Below are 21,862 nucleotides of genomic sequence, written 5' to 3'. Positions count from 1 at the left end.
GGGGCATAAGTCAATTTACACTTGTACCCATCCCAAATAAACTTCTACCGCACAAATTTTCATGGAACTAAGAGACTTTATTCCTTTGTTAGTCGTTTTATTAAATCTACTTCTGCCTGATCGTAGGGTGTACCATCTGGTCTTAATATATCGTGATGCCAAACCTTCGGTTCCGTTGTAAAAGTTTCCTGCCATGAATGCCAAGGGTATATGGTATTGGTTTTCCCAGCAACAAAGCCCCAACTAATGGCCCCAATGTTTTCTGCTTTAAAAATAGGCATCAAATTCTCAAAAGTATTGTTTTCACTACGTGCCATATATTCAGTACAGATTATAGGCCGACCATATTTTTTTAATTCTGAAATTTTCTTGTGAACTACTTTTATATCTTTATCATAAGTGTGAAAGGTAATAACATCTGAATTTTCCATCATTACACGGTCTACATCCGGCATTTTTTTCGGAGTTCCCCAATTATTAACATCGTTCCACCAAATTCCCATGGTTAGCGGCTGCGACGGATTAACTTCCCTTGCCCATTTGAATGTTTTCTTTACTAATCTAAGTGTATATTTACGTTTTACATCTGGAGCCAATTCCGTTTTATTAACCGATTCTTCACCATACCAACCTGTATTTTCTTGCGTAGGTTCGTTGTACAAATCCCATACGGCAACACGGGTATCATTTTTAAATGCCGTGATCACGCCTTTAACATATGCCTCTAACAATGGATGCAACTCCTCATTTTGTAAATACTCTTTACCAGGTGCTTGCAACCAACCAGAATTGTGCCTGTGCGGAACCGGTTCTCTTTGTTTTCCCAATTTCGGATTAGGATCCCAAACGTCATCAAATAGAACAAACATAATTTTGATATTGTATTTATCCGCTACATCTAGAAATTGATGCATTCTATCTATAAATGCGCATGAGTTTTGCTGCCACAATAAATTGTGTAAATACACTCTGTGAAGGTTGAAGCCTAAATCTGCTGACCATTTTAATTCTCTATCTATGGTTTCTAGATCAAAGGTCTCTGCTTGCCACATTTCTAACTGATTGATTGCTGTACTTGGACTAAAATTTGTGCCCGCTAACCAGTTATAACTATTATACCATTTATTCGCTTTTTCTTTAGTCCATTTACCTTCGTAAACTTGCCCAAATACCGTTTGAATAGTTAAAAAGCTTATAAGCAATATGCCAATGTTGATTCTCTTACTCATGTCTTTGCTTTTATGTCTTGAATTAAAAAATACGCGCTTACCTAGATTTATAAAAATAAAGCTGCCAAACCATGAAAACTACAAAACTCTAATTTAACTTCTTATTCAAAATTTATCATTCTTTACTTAGAAATAATCAATTTGGGTATTATTTAAACAAAAGGCGATGTTTAACACATCCCGTTTCGAATAGAGGTAATCATAAGTTATTAAATATGATATCTTTTTTCAAAACCTGATTGATAACATTCCCAAATAAAAACATATTGCTACTAAAAAAGGTTGTAGGGATAAAACAAGTTTGATTAACCCACTTCCTGTAATACATCGGTACCGAACATCACCCTGGTATCTAGACGGTTTTAATTCTTAAGCAACCTTAAACCGTATTTCCAAAAGGCTGGTTAGCGTTTCTCCCAAGGAATATCAAAAAGCATCCGCCAAGGACTAATTTTTTCCTTTATCGCAACATGTTTAAGTCAACAAAAAAGTCTCAAATCATCGTTTGAAGCATTTTATCAACATAGACCCTTCACATTTGCATCGGTTAAAATAAATACTCGATTCGGTTATCGAGAGCCAAAACATAAACATATTAACTATGGAACTTCAAAAAACAATAAGCAAAGCAAGACTTTATGGTCTTTTCACATTTACACTTTTTTTGGGTACTACCTCATGCAGTAGTGATGACGATAACGCAATAACAATTGATGACGACAATGTTACCCCAGTAGAGGAACGCAATTTACCAACCCAGTTAACGCAATATTTAGACGAAAATCAATCAGATACCGATCCTGGTTTAAGTATCTTAATTAAACACCAAGGAACTGTGCTATATCAGCATAATAAGGGGCTAGCCAGACTACAAGGGAATCACCAAATACATGAGCATACGGGTTTTAGGATTGCTTCTATTACCAAGCCATTTACTGCAATAGCAATAATGCAACTGGTAGAGCAAAACCTAATCTCCCTAGATGATACTTTGTTGGAAATTTTACCTGAACTGCCCAGTTCTTTTGAAAACATTACAATTTCTCATCTGTTATCGCATCGTTCGGGTCTACTGGATTATATTGATGATAATGACGATTTGTCTACATTGGATGGCTTAACGGTTTCTCAAATACCACTCATAATTCCGGGGTCTGGACTAAACAATTTACTGTTTGAACCAGGTACTGACAGTGAATATTCAAATACGGCCTACGTTTTTCTCGCTTTGATTATTGAAAAAATTACAGGAATGAGTTACCCAAATTTTATGAAAACCAGTATTTTCGATCCGGTGGGTATGCCAAATTCTTTTGTAATCAGTGAGAACGCGCATCTAGGCGATCTCAATAACGATTATGCATTGTCCTTTGGTAATTCAATCAAAGTCTTAGGTTTTGACTCGCTTATCTATGGGGCCAATGGCATCGTAAGCTCTACCCATGACCTTGGCTTATTTGTGGAGGCTCTTTTAGATTACACTATCATTTCCGAGGAAAGTCTCAATTTAATGATCACTGTTCAAAGTTCTTTGGAAGGAATAGCAGATTATGGGTTTGGGTGGATGACCGGAACAGGACAGTATGAACATACGGGAGTATTCACAGATCCTAACGACTTTTGGCACACTGGCGGATTTGATGGTTACCGTTCAATACTATCGATCAATCCTGATTTGGATTTACAGGTTATTCTACTTACCAATAATGGGGATGATGGTCAACAAAAAATGTTCGATATATTTAGATTAACGCGAGCGTATTTAAAAAAGTAACCTGCAATTCCCCTGATGAAGCGGCCAATCTAACTCTGCAAACTAGTGGCGTACTATGTAGAAAGTAAGGATTTCTCCTGAAAATGTGTTAGGTTGGCTATAAAATAGTCGTACAACAGATAAATTTCATCCAAAAAAAACTATATGAAAGTAAGCATAACGTCCATAGAGCTAAAATCTCCATTACATTTCTTTAGATTATCCATATTTGCATTTCATATATTTAATCAACTAAAAACAGCCAATTGTATAGCATTTAAGAAAAAAGGATTCTGGACAAAGCATTATACGATGACCCTTTGGAGAAATGAACAAGATATGAGAGCATTTGCATACAGTAAAGCCCATCTAGATGCTATTAAACGATCAAAGTTATTGGCAAAGGAAATCCGTACCATCACAATTGAAGCGAACGATATTCCTAAATGGAAAGAAGCTCAAATTCTTTTGAAAAGTGAAGGTAAAAAGTACCAATACTAAATATCCATCAAATGAAAAAAACGTATTTAACGCTAGCAATTTTGGGGTTTATTCTCCCTTCAATTTTTGTAGCAATTGAATCCATAGAAACAGGTAACATATTATTATACACCAAACCTAAAGTCACTCTTAATGGCATGTTTTCCAATAGGATATCTTCTATATTTTCTATTGATCTGTTATTTGCCGTTTTAGTATTCTTTATTTGGTCGTACAGTGAAACTAAGAAGTATAAGATTAAATCGCTATACCTGGTTTGGCTGTTAACCTTGCTTTTTGGATTGGCCGGTGGCTTTCCTTTGTTTCTCTATTTACGCGAAAAAAGAGGTGAGTAAATATTATTTGAAGCAATCCAAACTAGACAAAAGCAATACCACCGAAACAAAATTGTATTTAAGAGTTGAAGTGAAATGGTTGAAAAAAACTTTTGGAAATGAAAAAAACAGATAAACCAATAATTGTTGAAGAAATATACCAGACGTCTTTAAAAAATGTCTGGAAAGCCATTACTGAACCAAACCAAATGAACCAATGGTTTTTTGAACAAATCCAATCATTTAAGGCCGAAGAAGGTTTCCAAACCGAATTCTTGGTTGAAGTAGAAAACCGAAAATTTACTCATTTGTGGACTATAGCAGAAGTGAAATTACACCATAAAATTAAATATCAATGGAGGTATAGGGAATATCCGGGAGATTCATTTGTTACGTTTGAATTGATGGAAGAAAATAAAAAAACAAGACTTAAACTAACGGCGGAAGTGAAAGAAGATTTTCCGGGTAATATTCCTGAATTTAAAAGAGAAAGCTGCGTAGGAGGATGGAATTATTTCATAAAGGAAAGTCTTAAAAACTACTTGGATACTGGTAAATAAAAACGTCATCCGTTTCATATACGCACCGTTTGATATAATTAAAAAACAATTATGGAAGTGTTCTTTTATGGATTATTTATGGATGAGACCATATTATTGAAAAACGGTATTAGACCGTCAAATCCACGAATGGGTTACTTAAATGATTATATCCTAAAAATTGGAAATAGAGCCTCATTAATTCCTTGTAAAAATGAAAAGTCATATGGAATCGTGATGACCATCGATAAAGATGCCATTCATAATTTGTATGCCGAAACAAGCGTAGCGGACTATATTCCGGAAGAAGTCAATATTATAACAAACACTAATGATTCCATAACGGCAATATGTTACAATCTGCCTTCCGAATTGCTAACCGGAACCAATGAGGCATATGCCAAATCACTCTACAAATTAGCAAAAAAGTTAAATTTTCCGGACAAATATTTAAACATTATCCAGAAGAATTATAATTAACAATCTCTTACAGAATATTCATTTACCGGACTTGTAAATGATGTTTTAAAAAGTACAACATACCAACATGTTTTTTTATTTATCTTATTGATATTCAGCACATTAACTCCGTTTAGATAATATTTTAAACACTAATATGACATTTAAATCCTGGTAACAACTAAAATTTTGAGCGCTTATATAAGTAGTAAATACATAAAACAGAACCAGGGATACTACATCGGATAACCTTGTATGATTTGCGCCATAATTTTGAAAAGGATTACAAGGGAAACCAACAAATTATTAAGCCGTACTATTCTCTGGCAAACGAGTATGATACCTAAAATTAGTATCTTGTATTATCATATGATAACCAGGTGCCAAGCCACATATCGACAAACTATTATTCTCTTAAGTTGGGCTTTGTTTTTCAATGCTTTTTGTGTTTTCTCCCAAACCGATAGGGCCGACATTTTATTAGATCAACTGAAATCTTCCAAAGGAGAAGTTTATTTTTCCAAGGCCAATGAGTTGGCCGAAATCTACCTTGATAATTCGTTGCCGAAAGCCAAGGAATTGATCGGTACAATTTTAAATCATAACCATGTTAAGGACTTCCCTTTACAACTTGCCCAAACATATTATATACAGGGAAGATTGCTGACTCTTAAAGGGAAATACGAAGCAGCATACGTTCCCTTTGACAAAGCCCTGGAAATTTTCAAAAAAAATGCTGCCAATAGTAAATATATAAGGTGTCTTTTAGCAAAGGGAGCTACCCAAACCTACCAAGGATTATATACCGAGGCTAAAGAAATATTTGATGAATGCTTAGAGTTTTATAACAAGAACAGTGATGAAGAAGGTTTGGCAATGACCTACTACGAGTATGGCCATTTAAAATATTTTTTGTCCAATTATAATGAGTCCTATGATTATTATAAAAAAGCTATTGCCATTTTTGAGCAACTAGGTAATAAAAAGAAGCTTTCTGATTGTCATTTCAGGTTGGGTGCCGCTTATGCATTTAACGGAGATGAAGGCAGTGCACTCAAAAATTTTGTAAAAAGTAGAAGTATAAAAGAAGAAATTGGGGATATGATTGGTCTTGCCAGGGTAAACATATCGTTGTCCAATCTAAACGAAGAGAACGGAAATTACGAAAAAGCCCTGGATTATTTAAGACAAAGCTTAAGTGCCAATAGCGGGTACGGCGATAGGCGAATCAATTCAATCATATATAATAATACCGGTGTTCTCTATAGGAATTGGAAAAAATACGATAGTTCCATTGTATATTTTAAAAAAGGACTGGAAATACGACAAATATTAAAAAGTGAAGAAGGCATCGTACAATCGCTGGCCAACATCGGTGACGTATACCAACTAAAAGGAGAACCCAATAAAGGAATTCAGTACTATAAAGATGCATATCGTCTTAGTAATACAACCGAATACCAGCCCAGGCTATTTAATATCAGCAATAAATTGGGATTGGCCTATCTCAACGAGAAGCGGTTGGATAGTGCTGAATTTTACCTTTCAAAAGCTTATAATGGCCTGAAAGAAAAGAACGATTATTACGCCTTGGGGGATTCATACAAAAATCTGTCCCTGCTTTCTGAAAAAAAAGGAGATTTTAAAAAATCGTTGGAGTATCATAAGCTGTACAAACAGGTAGAGGATAGTATCAGTGAATTCAGCAGAAACAAAGAATTGGCCGAAGTCCAGGCCAAACACGATACCGCAAAACAAGAAAAGGAAATCAATGAGTTGCAACAAGAAAACAAATCTCGAAAGTTGTGGCAAAACATATACGCAGTCGGTGGCTTATTGGCATTAATTTTAACTGTGATAGTATTTCAATTCTTTAGATTTCGAAATAAAAAGAATAAGGAGTTGCTAGCGATAAAAGAAACTCAGAGGCAACAATTGGAAGAAGTCAACCAATTAAAAACACGATTTTTCCATAATATCTCACACGAATTCAGAACACCTTTAACACTTATATTAGGTCCCTTAGAGCAGTTAAAAAAAGCCGTAGATGCCACTATGCAGCCAACGGTAGATATTATAGAAAGAAATGGAAAGCGTTTACTGAAGCTCATAAATCAATTGCTTGATTTATCAAAAATTGAAGAAGGAAAAATCAGCCTAAAAGCAGCACATATTGATATTGTACCACTCCTTAAAGGCTGTGTAACCTCCTTTCAATCCATGGCGGAAATAAAAGAGGTTGATTTATCTCTCGACTTAAAAAAACAGTCCTATTTTCTCTATGTTGACCAAGCAAAATTAGAGGAAGTCATTATTAACTTACTATCAAACGCCTTAAAATATACGCCTTCGGGAGGGAGAGTTACTTTAGATGTTGATCAGAGCAAAAATCATTTATGTGTTACTGTTTCAGATACAGGGAACGGTATTCCAAAGGAAGAGCTTTCATATATATTTAATCGATTTTATCAGGCATCCAATGCAAATACCGAGAACCAGATTGGGACGGGCATTGGATTGGCACTGGTAAAAGAACTGGTAGAATTACATAAAGGCACTATAACCGTTGATAGTGAAGTGGGTAAAGGAAGTAGCTTTAAAGTGAATTTACCATTAGGAAAAGAACACTTATCAGCGGATGAAATGGTAACAATTACTTCTACATCCAAAACGCTAATTGAACAGAAAGTACCAGATGTTCTAATTGAGGATGAGATCATTGAAAATGATGAGTTGCCAATTTTACTATTAATAGAAGACAATGCCGATTTAAGAACTTACATAAAGAGTATCTTAAAGAACGATTATTGTATTAAAGAGGCAATTGACGGCGAGGACGGTATATCGCAGGCAATTGAGTTAGTGCCAGATATCATTATAAGCGATTTAATGATGCCCAAAGTGGATGGATTGGAGGTTTCTAAAACACTTAAAGAAGATGTACGTACAAGTCATATTCCCATTATCTTACTTACCGCCCGCTCCTCCAAAGAGGATAAAATAGAAGGTCTAAAAAGTTTAGCCGATGACTATTTAACCAAACCCTTTAACAATGAGGAGTTGTTGGTTAGGATAGAAAATTTGGTAGCGGTGAGAAGCAAAATACAAAAGCACTTTTCAACGGGGGACATCTTAATGCCGAAGAAGGTGAAGTTGAATTCTATTGACCAAGATTTCATCAAAAAAGTTACCGAAGTATTGGAGTCCGAAATTTCCAATGAGATTTTTGGCGTTATAGAATTGGCAGATGCCGTAGCATTGAGTAGGTCGCAATTATTTCGAAAAATAAAAGCCATAACCGATCTCACTCCAAACGAATTTATCAGGTCGTTTCGTCTGCATCGTGCAATGGATATGCTTAAACAACAGAGCGGCACAATAGCCGAAATTGCATATAGTGTTGGATTCCAAAATCCTTCCTATTTTTCAAAATGTTTCCACGAACAATTTGGAACATTGCCGAGCGATGTTTCTTAAAACAACTTACATCCCTCAAAAGCCTTAAAACAGATCAAATGCAACATGCTTTGCATGTATTGCAACATCCCTTGTATTCCATACAAATTTCTGAAAAACAATAAGTTACCGTGCAACAAATCTGTGTTATAATGACACTTTTCAGGTTGAAGTTACAGCTGGTTCGGTAATATGTTTGCGGTGTTAATCTTAAAAACAAATTATTATGATAACGCCATTGGAAATTTTATTAGACCCAGTATCTATTACAGTATTAGTAATGTACGCTTCATTAATGTTTTGGGAAGCCGTATATCCGGCACAGCAACTACCCAAAGTTAAGTTTTGGAAATTAAGAGGATTATCGGCATTTGCTTTTTTCTTCTTTTTATCGTCTTATTTACCATTGTTTATAGACCCCTATCTAGAACCTTACCGTTTAATAGACCTTACCAACTTAACCACGGTAATTGGTGGATTGGTAGGTGTTGTAGTGTATGAGTTTGGTGTATATGTTTGGCATAGGGGCATGCACAACTCCAATTTCTTATGGAGAACCTTTCACCAGATGCACCACAGTGCGGAACGGTTAGACACTTACGGAGCATTTTACTTTAGTCCGTTGGATATGATAGGTTGGACAGTGTTGGGAAGCATCTGTTTTGCCTTATTGGTTGGTCTTTCTCCCCAGGCAATTACAGTAACCCTGTTGGTAACCAATTTTCTGGGCATGTTCCAACATGCCAATATTAAAACGGCACCTTGGTTGGGTTATATCATTCAACGCCCGGAAAGCCATACGGTACATCATGCCAAAGGTATTCATAGGTATAATTATTCCGATTTGCCAGTATTCGATATCCTTTTTGGAACGTTCAAAAACCCAAAGAACTATGAGCATAAAACTGGTTTTTTTCATGGAGCATCGGCCAAAGTATGGCAAATGTTAACGTTTAAGGATCTCACCAAGAAAAGGGAAGAAGAAACCAAAAAGAATAGTGTCAGAAAAGTAACCAAAGCCCTCATGCTGGTTGGTTTTGCTTCTTTGAGCATGAATTGTAGTAAGGAAGACAATGTAGTCGTTGCCCCAGATCCTATAGGGCAAGTCCCTGATCCGGTAGAAGAAAGTACCGATCCCAGTCTTGGTGACATTATCCCTTTAACAGGTGAGCATAAAACAGAAGTTACCATCAACGGTTCCAATTTTGGTACCGATGCTTCCAAAGTGAGTGTCTTTTTTAATGATAAAGAGGCCATTATAGAGAGTGTCTCGGATACGATAATCCAGACAAAAGTCCCCACAAGAGCTTTTACAGGGGATATTAAGGTAATGGTAGATGGAACTGAGTTGGTAGGCCCTGAGTTTACCTATGTGGTTTCCGGAGTTCGCGTGAGCACGTTTGCTGGAAGCCTCAGAGGAATGTCTGACGGGATAAGTTTGAGTGCAAGATTCGCAGCACCTTGGGATGGTGTTTTTGACCAAGAAGGTAACCTTTATGTTGCTGATAGAGAAAATTATCGAATTCGAAAAATCACCCCCCACAAGGTGGTAAGCACCTTTGCGGGAAGTACCAGAGGATTTGAAGATGGTGATGCTTCCACTGCCAAATTTAGTGCCTTAACAGGAATTACTATAGACGAAGATGGAAATTTATATGTAACAGATGCATCCCGTCATGCCATTCGGAAAATCACCCCTGATGGCGAAGTGACCACTTTGGCGGGAAATGATTCTCTTGGAGATGCGGATGGTATCGGTGCAAATGCACAGTTTAGTTGGCCCAATGACATTGCCTATGGTAATGGTTGTTTATATGTAGCGGATATGAACAACCATAGAATAAGAAAGGTAACGTTGGACGGGGCAGTTACCACTCTGGCTGGTGAAATTTTGGGCGATAGTGATGGACAGGTGGAAAATGCTGAGTTTAAATACCCCCAAGGGATAACCATGGATGGCAATGGAAACATTTATGTGGCAGACACGGGCAATTACAAAATAAAAAAGATTACTCCTGAAGGTCTGGTAAGCACTATTGCGGGATCATCGTTAGGAAATGAAGATGGGGCCTCGGAAGAAGCAAAATTTAACAGGCCAACGGGTATTGCCATTGATGCGAACAATACAATTTTTGTTAGTGACGTGAATAATTTTAGAATACGCAGTATAACTACGGACGGAACCGTCAGTACGGTTGCTGGTATAGATGAAGGTGATATAGATGGAAAGACCACAGAAGCAAAATTTATTTACCCACAAGGCATGGCCGTAGATAGAAAAGGGACATTGTATGTGATGGATGCGGGAAGCCATAAGATCAAAACCATTAAAGAAGAATAAGAAAGTAAAATTGAGGATTCATGCATAGCGGATTCAACTTAAAGAACAGGACAATGAACAAGACCATCATAAAAATAAGCATGCTTTTTGTGCTCATTGTATTAGAAAGCTGTAGCAAGGAAGAGGACATCGTTGTTGTACCAGAAAAACCGGTAGCAACACTACTATCCATATACCCGACAAATGGTCCAAAAAATACTTTGGTAACAATTAACGGTACCAACTTTGGTTCCGATAAGACAAAAGTGCAAGTATTTTTTAATGGTAAGAAAGCAGAAATTGATAACCTTAGTGATACTGTGATAACAGCAATTGTTCCACCCAAGGCAAGTACCGGGACAATTGGCTTGAAAGTTGAAGGCAAGGAGGCAGTTTTAGGTCCCAGGTTCGTGTACGAATTAACTGCAGAGGTAAACACCTATGTGGGAGCTGAAGTATATCTAAGCAATGCAAGAGGTGTGGCCATCGATAAAGAGGGTACCTTATACATTGCTGATAAATTACGTCACGCAATTTTCTGCAAGAAGCCGAATGAAGCAGTTAAAATATTCGCAGGAAATGGCGAAGGTATGGTCAATGGCAATATAGATGAGGCCAAATTTAACAGCCCTTCCGGTATTGCTGTGGATGAAGAAGGCAATATACTTATTGCAGATTCGGGAAACAACAGAATTCGCAAAATAACGCCCGAAGGCATGGTTTATACCCTAGCTGGTGGTAGGTCTGGTGGTTCTGATGGTCAAGGAATGAACGCTCAATTTAGTAACCCTAGTGGAATTGCATTGGGCCCAGAAGGAAATATCTATGTTTCGGATTCCCGAAGTCATAGAATCCGGAAAATTACTCCAGAAGGACTTGTAAGCACCTTGGCAGGGAGTACGGTTGGCTATTCTGACGGTTTTGGAAACGTTGCCCAATTCTACAATCCAATGGGACTGACAGTGGACTCCAATGGAATAGTCTATGTGGCCGATAACGAAAATCAAAGAATTCGAAAGATAATGCCCAATGGTGAGGTCACCACTCTTACGGGTAAAACAGAAGGGTTTAAAAACGGGTCACTGGAAACCGCCCTCTTTGATTATCCTTCCGGAGTGGCTATTGATAATTCTGAAAACTTAATAATTGCCGATACGGATAACCATAGAATTCGAATAATTACCAAGGACGGTTCTGTAAAAACACTGGCCGGGTCGTCCGAAGGAACCACCAACGGTACAGGAGTGGATGCAAAATTCAAAAATCCGTATGGAATTTGTATAGGCCCCCAAGGTAGCATTTATGTGGCCGATACCGGAAACCACAGCATCCGTAAAATCATATTGGAATAAAAATTATACAACCTTAAATATTAAATGATGAGAGTAATTATAAAATTATGGGGAACAGCTATGCTTATGATAATTGTTTTAAGCTGTAGCAAAGATGATAATACGGTTTTAGCACCAGACCCGGTAGAACAAGCTCCTGATCCGGTTGAAGAGACACCTACCGTACAAGTATCATCAATAAGCCCCACTAAAGGCACAAGAAATACTTTGGTAACCATTAATGGTAACAATTTTGGTAATGACCCAAGCAAGATAGAAGTATATTTTAATGACAACGAAGGTGCAGTACAATCGGTTAATAATACACAGATAACAGCTTTAGTCCCACAAGTGCCAATTCATGGGGTAGATGCAGCAAATGTGGCAATAGTAATAGAGGAATTACTGTATGAAGGTCCCAAATTTACCTACATACCCGTTGGACAGGTAAGCACTTTTGCCGGAAGCAAAATAGGTGATGCCGATGGTACGTTGGAACAAGCTAAATTTCATAATCCGATAGGGGTCACAATGGATAATCAAGGTAATATCTATGTAGCGGACACCTATAATCATAAGATTCGTAGAATAGATCCAAATGGCGATATAATCACTTTGGTAGGAAGTGAACCAGGAGATGTGGATGGAATTGTATCACAAGCAAAGTTTAACGCCCCAAAAGGTATTGCCATTGATGCTGATGGAAACATATATATAGCTGACCACAAAAATCATAAAATAAAAAAGATTACCAATGTAGGTTTTGTTACTACCCTTGCGGGCAGTACAGAAGGATATCAAGACGGCAAAGGAAGTGATGCAGAATTCGCTTTCCCCCAAGATATCGCGTTAGATACTCAAGGTAATGTGTATGTTACGGATGGATACAACAACAAGATTCGTAAAATCACCCCAGATGGTACGGTAACCACTTTGGCGGGTGGAGATCTAGGTTCAGCTGATGGCTTGGCATTAAGTGCCCAATTCTTCAACCCTCACGGTATTGCATTAGATGCCAACCAGAACATCTATGTAGCTGACCAAGGCAATCATAAAATCAGGAAAATAACGCCAGATGGAATGGTAAGCACCTTGGCAGGAAGTGTTGAAGGTTATGAAGATGGTGTGAGCGGTAAAGCAAAATTCCAGGACCCAAGTGGAATAGCAACAGACGTTTTGGGCAATGTGTATGTTTCAGATGAGTTGAACTTTAAAGTCCGGAAAATTTCCCCCAGTGGTATTGTAAGCACACTTGCCGGCAGTGATAAGGGATTTTCAGATGGTGAAGGTGCTGAGGCCCAATTCGATTCCCCTAATGGAATTGTTGTTGCCCCACAATCGGTACCTTCCTTAGGGACAATATTTGTGATTGATTCCGGCAACCATAGAATCCGTAAAATCACCCAGAAATAAAATTTAAAACGTAAAGGATATTACAATGAGAAAAGTTATAAAAACAACTATGCTAATACTTGCATCAGTATTGATATTTGGTTGCAGTAAAGAGGATAATGGCTTTATGGGGCCTAATTCTGAGGAAGAAACTCCCGTTCCCATAGAAGAAAGTACCGATCCCGGCCTTGGTGATATAACACCCTTAACAGGTCCACATAAAACAGAAGTAACTATCAATGGTTCCAATTTTGGTACGGATATATCAAAAGTGACTGTATTTTTTAATGAAAAAGAAGCCATTGTAGAAAGCGTCACGGATACAAAAATCGTAACAAAAGTACCCACAAGAGCTTTTACAGGGGCTATTAAGGTAATGGTAGATGGAACTGAGTTGGTAGGCCCTGAGTTTACCTATGTGGTTTCCGGAGTTCGCGTGAGCACGTTTGCTGGAAGCCTCAGAGGAATGTCTGACGGGATAAGTTTGAGTGCAAGATTCGCAGCACCTTGGGATGGTGTTTTTGACCAAGAGGGAAACCTATATGTTACAGATAGAGGAAACTACAGAATTAGAAAAATTACACCTCACAAGGAGGTAAGCACTTTTGTAGGAAGTACTAGAGGATTTGAAGATGGTAATGCCACAGCAGCAAAATTTGATTATCCAACGGGCATTACAATAGATGAAGATGGAAATTTATATGTAACAGATGCATCACGTCATTCCATTCGTAAAATTACCCCAGAAGGCATGGTTACTACTTTGGCAGGGAATGGCTCTGAAGGAGATGCAGATGGTGTTGGTGCTAATGCACAATTTAGATGGCCTCAAGGTATTACTTATGGTAATGGTTACCTATATGTCGCAGATATGGACAACAGTAGCATAAGAAAGGTGGGGCTAGATGGAACAGTAACCACCCTTGCAGGTGGAACTATAGGGGATTTAGATGGTCATGGAGTAAATGCAAGGTTTAAATACCCACAAGGAATAGCTACAGACTCCCAAGGAAATATTTACGTAGTTGATTCGAGTAATAATAAAATCAAGAAGATAACACCTGATGGGATGGTAACCACAATTGCTGGGTCATCAGTAGGTTATGAAGATGGCATATCCGGAGAAGCAAGGTTTAACTACCCAATAGGTATAGCCATTGATACGAACAATACCATTTTTATTGGCGATTCAGATAATTTTAAAATACGAAGCATTACCACAGAAGGAGTGGTTAATACCGTTGCCGGATTAGACGAAGGTGATGCTGATGGATTGATTACTGACGCCAAATTTAAATATCCAAATGGTCTAGTTTTAGATACAGATGGGGTGTTGTATGTTATGGATAAAGGAAACTATAAGATAAAAACTATAAAACAAGAGTAAAGCTTAAAAAAATAGAACAATGAAAAATTCAATAATAAAAATCGGTTTGTTTTTTATGTTGATTGTAATGACAAGCTGTAGCAAAGATGATGATACGAGTGCTACTCCAGTAGCTATGCTATCATCCATAAACCCAACAAGTGGTCCAAAAAATACTTTGGTAACCATAAATGGCAGCAATTTTGGCACAGACCCAGGTAAGGTGCAAGTGTTTTTTAATGATAAAGAAGCCATTGTTGGCCAAGTAAGAAACACCAAAATTGGCACTACAGTCCCAGTAGGAGCATATACAGGGAAAGTCAAAGTAATAGTTGACGGTACCGAGTTAACAGGTCCTGAATTTGATTATATCTTATCAGAAGCAATTGTAAGCACATTGGCAGGGTCAAGAGAGGGGTTTGTAGATGGCATTGGTACCGATGCTAGGTTTAACAGGCCCACCGGATTAGCTATAGATTCAAATGGGGATGTATTTGTTGCCGACCCCAGAAACCATCGCATTAGAAAAATCACCCCAGATGGTACAGCAACGACCTTTTCAGGAGGAACTAAAGGTGATAGAGATGGTTTTGGTTCAGCAGCCCAATTTAATGCCCCTTGGGACATTGATATTGATGCAGACGGAAATGTTTATGTGGCTGACTCTGGAAATCATAGAATACGTAAAATAAGCCCGAACGGAAATGTAATAACCTTGGCAGGTAGTACTCAAGGAAATTCTGACGGAAGAGGTACCGAGGCACAGTTTGATGCACCAATAGGAATAGCAGTTGCACCGAATGGAATTGTGTATGTTGCGGATGCAAGGAATGGTCTAATCCGAAGAGTAGACCAAGAGGGATATGTGACTTCGTCTTCCGGTAATTTTGGGATAGTATCAGGAATTGCAGTAGACCAAGAAGAGAATGTCTTTTTTACAGAACCCAATGGTCATCAAATTTGGAAAATTAACTTTGAAAATGACACAGCTGTAGTCATTGCAGGTAGTGGAGAAGGTGATGTTGACGGACATGTAGAAGGTGCGCAGTTCAGATATCCAAAAGGTTTAGATATAGATGCAGAAGGTGATATTTATGTGGTCGATGAGCAGAATCAAAAAATTAAAAAGGTTAGTGGTGATCAGGTAATCACCTATGCAGGTAGTATTGAGGGGTCAACTGATGGATCTGGTCTTGATGCTCAATTTAACCACCCATTCGGGGTAACCGTAGATACCCATGGAATCGTATATGTTACCGATACTTCGAATCATAGAATCCGTAAAATAATTCAAGAATAGATAATCAATTCCGAATTTAAAAAACCATGAAAAGCTCAAAAATTGAAAATACCTGTTTCTTGATAGTTATATTTTTGATAGACCTTGTAGCATATCTATTGATAACGATTCTTTTAGAAAATGAAGAAACCTATACGGGGGACATTGTTGAGATGCTCTCTTTTATTCATCCGGTTTGGCTTGTAATTAATTTTTGCTTGATAGTTTTTCTGTTTTATTCCATGTTTCAAAGACGAAAGACGTCCATCAAGCAAGCAGCAATGAAGAAATAATATCGTCTTATATATAAATGATTTATTTTGATTGCAGTTACCGCCTATAACCCTTTACTATGTTTGGTTGGGGCGGTAGTTTGTTTTGGACACATGAAAAGTAATTTTCAGTTTCATTTACTATGGGTTATTTTAATAGTTTAGAACAAATGAAGAAAGAATGAAGCATAAAACAATTTATTTGTTGATAGGCCCAAAAGGAAGTGGAAAATCCTTTATTGGAGAAGTAATGCAAAAGGAACTGGGGACGCATTTTGTAAGGGTAGAAGACTGGGCAAAAAAAATTAGAGAAGACAGCAACATCGAAGATGTTTCATATCTAAAAGAGGTGTTTAAGAGTATTGAAATAGGTATCCGAAAAGAACTTATTGAGTATAATCATATAGTCTTCGAATCTACTGGTCTTACAGAACATTTTGATCAAATGTTAGAAAATTTGAACAGAGACTTTAGGGTAATTACAATTGGCGTCAAAGCCAACCACGATATATGTTTGGAAAGAGTAAAAAAAAGAGATCAGTCCATACACATTAATTTATCCGATGAAATGGTGAAAAGGATAAATCAACAAGTAAGGGCGAAAAAAATAGACACAGATTATACGATAGTCAATGAAGACAAAACAAGGGCACAACTTAAAAGTGAGCTCAGGTTAATCATAAATAACCAAACAACCTTATAGTTTTTATATCTCTTATGCTATTCTACAGTTTCTTTTGGAGCATAAATAATTTCTTTTTTCAGTTTGTTCAAAAGGCCCCATTAACGAAATAGAATGTTGAAAATGTTGTTGTCCCATATGCGGTTTGTTTTAAGACACTCAATAATTATAGCAGAAAAGCTTTAGTACAAACGCTTCAAAAGCATATCAACTTATGTTTAGGACATGAAACCCCGGACAACGCATTTTAATATACCAATTTAAAAATACCGAGATCCTCGGTGTGAGGAAATGTGCAAGTCACAAAACAGGCAATTTCCTTTGGTGGAAACCGTAAAAATATTTGACGATACTTGTACAATTGCTTTACAGTTAAAAAGGTAATTAAATGCACAAAAACGTGTAATATATTGACATTTAGTTGCTTATGATTTTGGCACGGATTTCGGTGCCATACATTTGAGCCATCATTTTTTAATACATGCAAACTTATACCTAGAGTGTCTCTACCGTATCATAAACAATACCTAGTATACTATGTTAAAGAATTATCTAAAGATTGCCTGGCGAAATCTTCTAAAAAACAAGTTGTTTTCATTTGTCAATATTTTCGGTCTCTCCATTGGCCTATCCACATGTTTTCTTTTGGTGCTCTACATCAACGACGAGTTGAGCTATGACAAACACCACGAAGGTACCGACCGGTTGTACAGGGTAGCCCTAGACACGGAAGATGAAAAATGGGCGGGCACCCCGGGTGTCATGGCAAGGGGATTAAAAAACGACTTTCCGGAAATCGAGGAAGTTACCAGAGTCCTGAATTTTCCCAATACGGGAAACCTACTTTTGAAAAGTGAAGAACGTAATGTTCAAATTTATGAACCAAAAGGCTATTATGTAGACTCCACTTTCTTTGATATTTTCACGTATGAATTCAAACACGGGAATATTGCAAATGCCCTGAACAGTCCTAATACAGTCGTTATCTCCGAGGAGATTGCAAACAAGCTGTTCGGGAACAAAAATCCCATAGACCAAGTAATTAATGTTGAGATTCCCTACGGGAAAATCGACTATACGGTGAAAGGTGTCTTTCATAAAACTATAAACAAATCACATGTGGATCCCAACCTCTTTTTATCCATGCAGAACGGAGATATCGGACAATGGGTGAAGGGCCAAACAAACTGGGCCACCAATAGCATATTCCACACTTACATAAAATTAAAGAATGGTACAGATCCCATGGCCTTTGAAGAAAAGCTTCCCGCGTTTCTTGAAAAAAATGCAGGTGACGATTTTAGGGAGATGGGACTGAAGAAAAGTCTTTTTCTACAACCTGTGAAAGACATATACCTGAAATCTTCCATTGGACATGAAATATCGAACAATGGAAGTATGTTGTACATCTATATATTTAGCTCAATAGCCATTTTTATACTTATTATCGCGTGTGTCAATTTCATGAACCTATCGACGGCCAAATCCGAGACACGGGCAAACGAAATAGGGGTAAGAAAAGTGGTAGGTGCCACCAAAAGTTCCCTGATCAATCAATTTTTGGCAGAGTCAATTTTCATGTGTCTACTTTCTTTGTTGCTAGCGCTGCTCATAGTAATGGTCTGCCTTCCCACCTTCAATGCTATCACACAAAAAAGCCTATCCTTGACCGCTAATCCCGAAATACTTTTATGGATAATCGGCCTTGCCGTCATGACCGCCTTACTTTCTGGAAGCTACCCTGCTTTATATCTTTCTTCGTTTAAGCCCGTAACCGCCCTTAAGGGAAAAGGGAGCGGAAAAAATGCCGCAACTACCGTTAGAAAGGGGTTGGTGGTCTTCCAGTTCTGTGTTTCCGCCTGTCTGATCTTGGTTTCGATCCTTTTTTGGCAACAAATGAGTTTCATCGATAACCGAGATCTTGGTTTTAAAAAAGAAAGACAAATCGTCCTACCTTTTCGAAATGCATCAACGGCAAGAAACTACGCTGGTTTAAAGAACGAAGTTCTACGTATTCCGAGCGTGGTATCCGCCTCTGCCGGATCTACATATCCCGGATTTGAATTGGTTCAGTCCAGAATGTTCTTCGGGGAGGGGAAGACCAAGAATGAACAAGTGGACGTACGCTTAGGCCAGATCAGTGATGATTATGTGGAAACCTTGGGATACGATCTCTTGTATGGCCGGACTCTATCAAAAGGTGATATCGACCGTTCCGATGCCATAGTCCTTAATGAAACTGCCGTAAGGCGCTTGGGATACGTCGCATCAGATGCGGTCGGTAAGAATATTTACTACGTAGATTCCGGACAAAGGAAATCTTATGAGATTTTGGGGGTAGTGCGAGATTTTAACCATCAAAGTTTGCACAAGACCATAACGCCTTATGGACTCGTAGGATTGGAAGAGGCTCAACCTGCCTATTTTATCGCCAATGTTGGGCGAGGTAATTTGGATGAAGTAGTCTCAAAAATTCAAAATGTGTGGGGCAAAGTGAACAAAGGTACCCCCTTTGAATACTCATTTTTGGACGATGATTTCCAAAAGAATTACGAAAAGGAAAAACGGACTTCGATGGTCACCATAAGTTTTACGCTTATCGCCATATTCATTGCCTGTATAGGATTATATGGGCTGGCCTCTTACACGACCGAGCAACGAAAGAAAGAGGTCGGAATAAGACGGGTACTGGGGGCATCGGTTTTGGGTATTACAATATTGCACCTTAAGAACTTTTTAAAACTTGTCCTTATCGCATTGTTGATCGCCAGTCCTTTATCCTATTACTTGGGCAACAATTGGTTACAGGATTTTACCTATCGCATCGATATAGGTTGGCAACTGTTCCTTATCGGAGGGCTTTTTGTTATTTGCATCGCGTTTATTACAGTTGGCTCCCAAGTGGTAAAAGCCTCAATGGCAAATCCCATAAAGAATTTAAAAACGGAATAGTCCCCTAAAACGAGCTTTTAAGGGAAAAACTACAAAAGCAGACTTTCTATTGACAAGGCGTTCTGTTCTTGGGTTTTTTATGGTTTAATTTGCTAATTAAAGGCTATACACGGCATTGCAAATTTTAACACAAATAGCGGCACAAAAAGCTAGTATAAAACAAATTGTCACCCCTCATGTATTACGCCATAGCTTTGCCACCCATCTTTTAGAATCAGGAGTAGACCTAATAAAGATACAAGTTCTGCTGGGACATGGCTCTACCCGAACAACTGAAATATACACCCATGTAGCCGACAGATCGTTCATGAAAATCGAAGATTTACTATCTTAGGCGTATAATGGATATATGATCAATAATCATATACAATTGTTATGTCTCATTAAAAATCAAATTATGAAGGGTTATCTTCTTACACTATTTGTTCTACTCAATTTTCACTCAGTCAGCAGTCAAAATGCCAGAGCACGGGATTTGGGGATTCCTTTCGTGGGTATAACCGGAAAATACAATGCCATTACAGATGTTAAGGGGGTTGAAGTGGGCTATAGCACCATAATTGAGGGTGAAGGAAAAAACACTATAGGCAAAGGTCCTATCAGAACTGGGGTTACGGCAATATTTCCAAGAGGAAAATCAAAGAAATTCAGCCCTGTTTATGCGAATTGGTATAGCTTGAATGGCAATGGCGAAATGACGGGTACCACATGGATAACCGAATCCGGATTTCTAGAAACACCCATTATGATAACCAATACCAATAGTGTTGGTACTGTAAGACAAGCAGTTCTAAAATGGTTTGTAGATACGGACTGGTATAATGGTGAAGAATGGTGGTATACCTATCCTGTTGTTGCAGAGACTTACGATGGTTTTTTAAATGACATCTACGGATTTCATGTGCAAGAAAAACATGTAGTTGAAGCAATCAATAATTCATCAGGTGGTCAAATCGCCGAAGGCAATGTAGGTGGTGGGACAGGTATGATGTGTCTGGGTTTTAAAGGAGGCACAGGAACTTCATCAAGAATTGTTAGTATTGATAATTCAAACTACACATTGGGAGTACTTGTACAAGCCAACTTCGGAGCAAAACAAAATCTTACGATAGCAGGGGTTCCAGTTGGCATGGAACTCATGCATATGGAAAGTGAGGAATATAATGGTGCGCCTAAATCAACCAGAAAAGAAGGTACTGGTTCCATCATCGTTATTGTTGCTACAGACGCACCTCTTTTACCACATCAATTGAAACGTATTGCCCAACGTGTGCCCTTGGGCATAGGAAATGTTGGAGGGCGAGGACACAATGCCTCAGGTGATATTTTCCTAGCGTTTTCTACTGCAAATGAAAATGCTTTTAATCGTGAAGAAAGTACATCCGTTATTACGCTTTCAAATGACAAGATCAGTCCACTATTCAATGCTACGGTACAATCGGTAGAGGAGGCAATTATTAATGCCATGGTAGCTGCAAAAACCATGGACGGAATTAATGGAAATAAAAGCTATCGCCTACCTCACAAACCCACAATCGAAATTTTAAAGAAATTCAATCGCTATCAGATTGAACCTGAAATTCAAATGGACAGGTATACTGGAGAATATGAGTTAGCATCGAAATTGAAAATTATTATATCTAAAGAGAGAGATAAGTTATTTTACCAAGTTTCTGGAAGACAAAAATGGGAAATGACTCCAATTGATAAGTCAACTTTCAATGTATTCGGTATTGGAGGACGTATTGTTTTCAATATTGATGAAAATCAAAGTATATCTGAACTGATGATTATTAAAAATGGAGAGTTTGTCGCACAGAAAATAAAATAACGAGAAATAACAACATGTCCTATGAAAAGCCCTAGTCCAGTTCTTCAAAGTTAATATTTTTATTTTTTTACTTAAACCACCTTTTTTCCTTTAATATAACTTGCTCCGCATCCTATATGTGATCGGTCCTGAAAATGGGTCGTCACCGGCATCTGTATGATTATACGTTATAATAAGCCCGGCCAC

General features: G+C 37.9%; 15 protein-coding genes and 1 pseudogene. 15 read left to right on the top strand and 1 reads right to left on the bottom strand.

The genetic code is table 11. From position 1 onward, the window contains the following. Window positions 1–77: 77 nt before the first annotated feature. Window positions 78–1,202 (bottom strand): 1,4-beta-xylanase, encoded by a 1,125-nt coding sequence (locus tag ACEQ81_RS15620; protein WP_411031844.1) that lies wholly within the window; start codon window positions 1,200–1,202, stop codon window positions 78–80. Between the two features lie 628 nt (window positions 1,203–1,830). Here ACEQ81_RS15620 and ACEQ81_RS15615 point away from each other — a divergent pair. From ACEQ81_RS15615 to ACEQ81_RS15545, 15 genes and pseudogenes are all read left to right on the top strand, one after another. Further along, entirely contained in the window at window positions 1,831–3,003 is a 1,173-nt protein-coding gene (locus ACEQ81_RS15615) for a serine hydrolase domain-containing protein (protein ID WP_411031843.1), read from the top strand. A 144-nt stretch (window positions 3,004–3,147) separates the two neighbouring features. Next, the gene (locus tag ACEQ81_RS15610; RefSeq protein ID WP_411031842.1) at window positions 3,148–3,483 is read left to right on the top strand and encodes a DUF3291 domain-containing protein; all 336 of its coding nucleotides are present in this window, start codon (window positions 3,148–3,150) and stop codon (window positions 3,481–3,483) included. A gap of 11 nt (window positions 3,484–3,494) precedes the next feature. Next, a complete protein-coding gene (locus ACEQ81_RS15605; RefSeq protein WP_411031841.1) occupies window positions 3,495–3,818 on the top strand; it encodes a DUF2834 domain-containing protein in 324 nt (107 codons plus the stop codon). Between the two features lie 98 nt (window positions 3,819–3,916). Beyond that, complete coding sequence (locus ACEQ81_RS15600; RefSeq protein ID WP_411031840.1) at window positions 3,917–4,357, top strand: SRPBCC family protein; 441 nt, start codon at window positions 3,917–3,919, stop codon at window positions 4,355–4,357. Window positions 4,358–4,408: 51 nt separating this feature from the next. Beyond that, window positions 4,409–4,816: a gamma-glutamylcyclotransferase gene (locus ACEQ81_RS15595; RefSeq protein WP_411031839.1), complete on the top strand. Its 408-nt coding sequence runs from the start codon at window positions 4,409–4,411 to the stop codon at window positions 4,814–4,816. Window positions 4,817–5,164: 348 nt separating this feature from the next. Next, window positions 5,165–8,272, top strand: a complete 3,108-nt coding sequence (locus ACEQ81_RS15590; protein ID WP_411031838.1) for a tetratricopeptide repeat protein — start codon at window positions 5,165–5,167, stop codon at window positions 8,270–8,272. Between the two features lie 205 nt (window positions 8,273–8,477). Continuing rightward, window positions 8,478–10,592 carry a sterol desaturase family protein gene (locus ACEQ81_RS15585; RefSeq protein WP_411031837.1) on the top strand — a complete coding sequence of 705 codons (2,115 nt, stop codon included), beginning with the start codon at window positions 8,478–8,480 and terminating at the stop codon, window positions 10,590–10,592. Window positions 10,593–10,645: 53 nt separating this feature from the next. Further along, complete coding sequence (locus ACEQ81_RS15580; protein WP_411031836.1) at window positions 10,646–11,923, top strand: IPT/TIG domain-containing protein; 1,278 nt, start codon at window positions 10,646–10,648, stop codon at window positions 11,921–11,923. Between the two features lie 24 nt (window positions 11,924–11,947). Beyond that, window positions 11,948–13,315 carry an IPT/TIG domain-containing protein gene (locus tag ACEQ81_RS15575; protein WP_411031835.1) on the top strand — a complete coding sequence of 456 codons (1,368 nt, stop codon included), beginning with the start codon at window positions 11,948–11,950 and terminating at the stop codon, window positions 13,313–13,315. 25 nt (window positions 13,316–13,340) lie between these two features. Next, window positions 13,341–14,681 carry an SBBP repeat-containing protein gene (locus ACEQ81_RS15570; protein ID WP_411031834.1) on the top strand — a complete coding sequence of 447 codons (1,341 nt, stop codon included), beginning with the start codon at window positions 13,341–13,343 and terminating at the stop codon, window positions 14,679–14,681. Window positions 14,682–14,700: 19 nt separating this feature from the next. Continuing rightward, window positions 14,701–15,960 carry an IPT/TIG domain-containing protein gene (locus ACEQ81_RS15565; RefSeq protein ID WP_411031833.1) on the top strand — a complete coding sequence of 420 codons (1,260 nt, stop codon included), beginning with the start codon at window positions 14,701–14,703 and terminating at the stop codon, window positions 15,958–15,960. 432 nt (window positions 15,961–16,392) lie between these two features. Beyond that, complete coding sequence (locus ACEQ81_RS15560) at window positions 16,393–16,914, top strand: AAA family ATPase (protein ID WP_411031832.1); 522 nt, start codon at window positions 16,393–16,395, stop codon at window positions 16,912–16,914. A gap of 516 nt (window positions 16,915–17,430) precedes the next feature. Continuing rightward, on the top strand, window positions 17,431–19,845 hold the full coding sequence (locus tag ACEQ81_RS15555) for an ABC transporter permease (protein WP_411031831.1): 2,415 nt from the start codon (window positions 17,431–17,433) through the stop codon (window positions 19,843–19,845). 124 nt (window positions 19,846–19,969) lie between these two features. Continuing rightward, window positions 19,970–20,179: pseudogene (locus tag ACEQ81_RS15550) on the top strand (tyrosine-type recombinase/integrase); the annotation flags it as partial. Between the two features lie 63 nt (window positions 20,180–20,242). Continuing rightward, complete coding sequence (locus ACEQ81_RS15545; RefSeq protein WP_411031830.1) at window positions 20,243–21,676, top strand: P1 family peptidase; 1,434 nt, start codon at window positions 20,243–20,245, stop codon at window positions 21,674–21,676. Window positions 21,677–21,862: the final 186 nt, after the last annotated feature.

Origin of the sequence: Spongiimicrobium sp. 3-5 (assembly GCF_046557915.1) — a bacterium.
Taxonomy (GTDB): Bacteria; Bacteroidota; Bacteroidia; order Flavobacteriales; family Flavobacteriaceae; genus JBHEBG01.
Note: the sequence above shows the minus strand (reverse complement) of the source record. Positions and strands in the feature narration are given on the sequence as shown.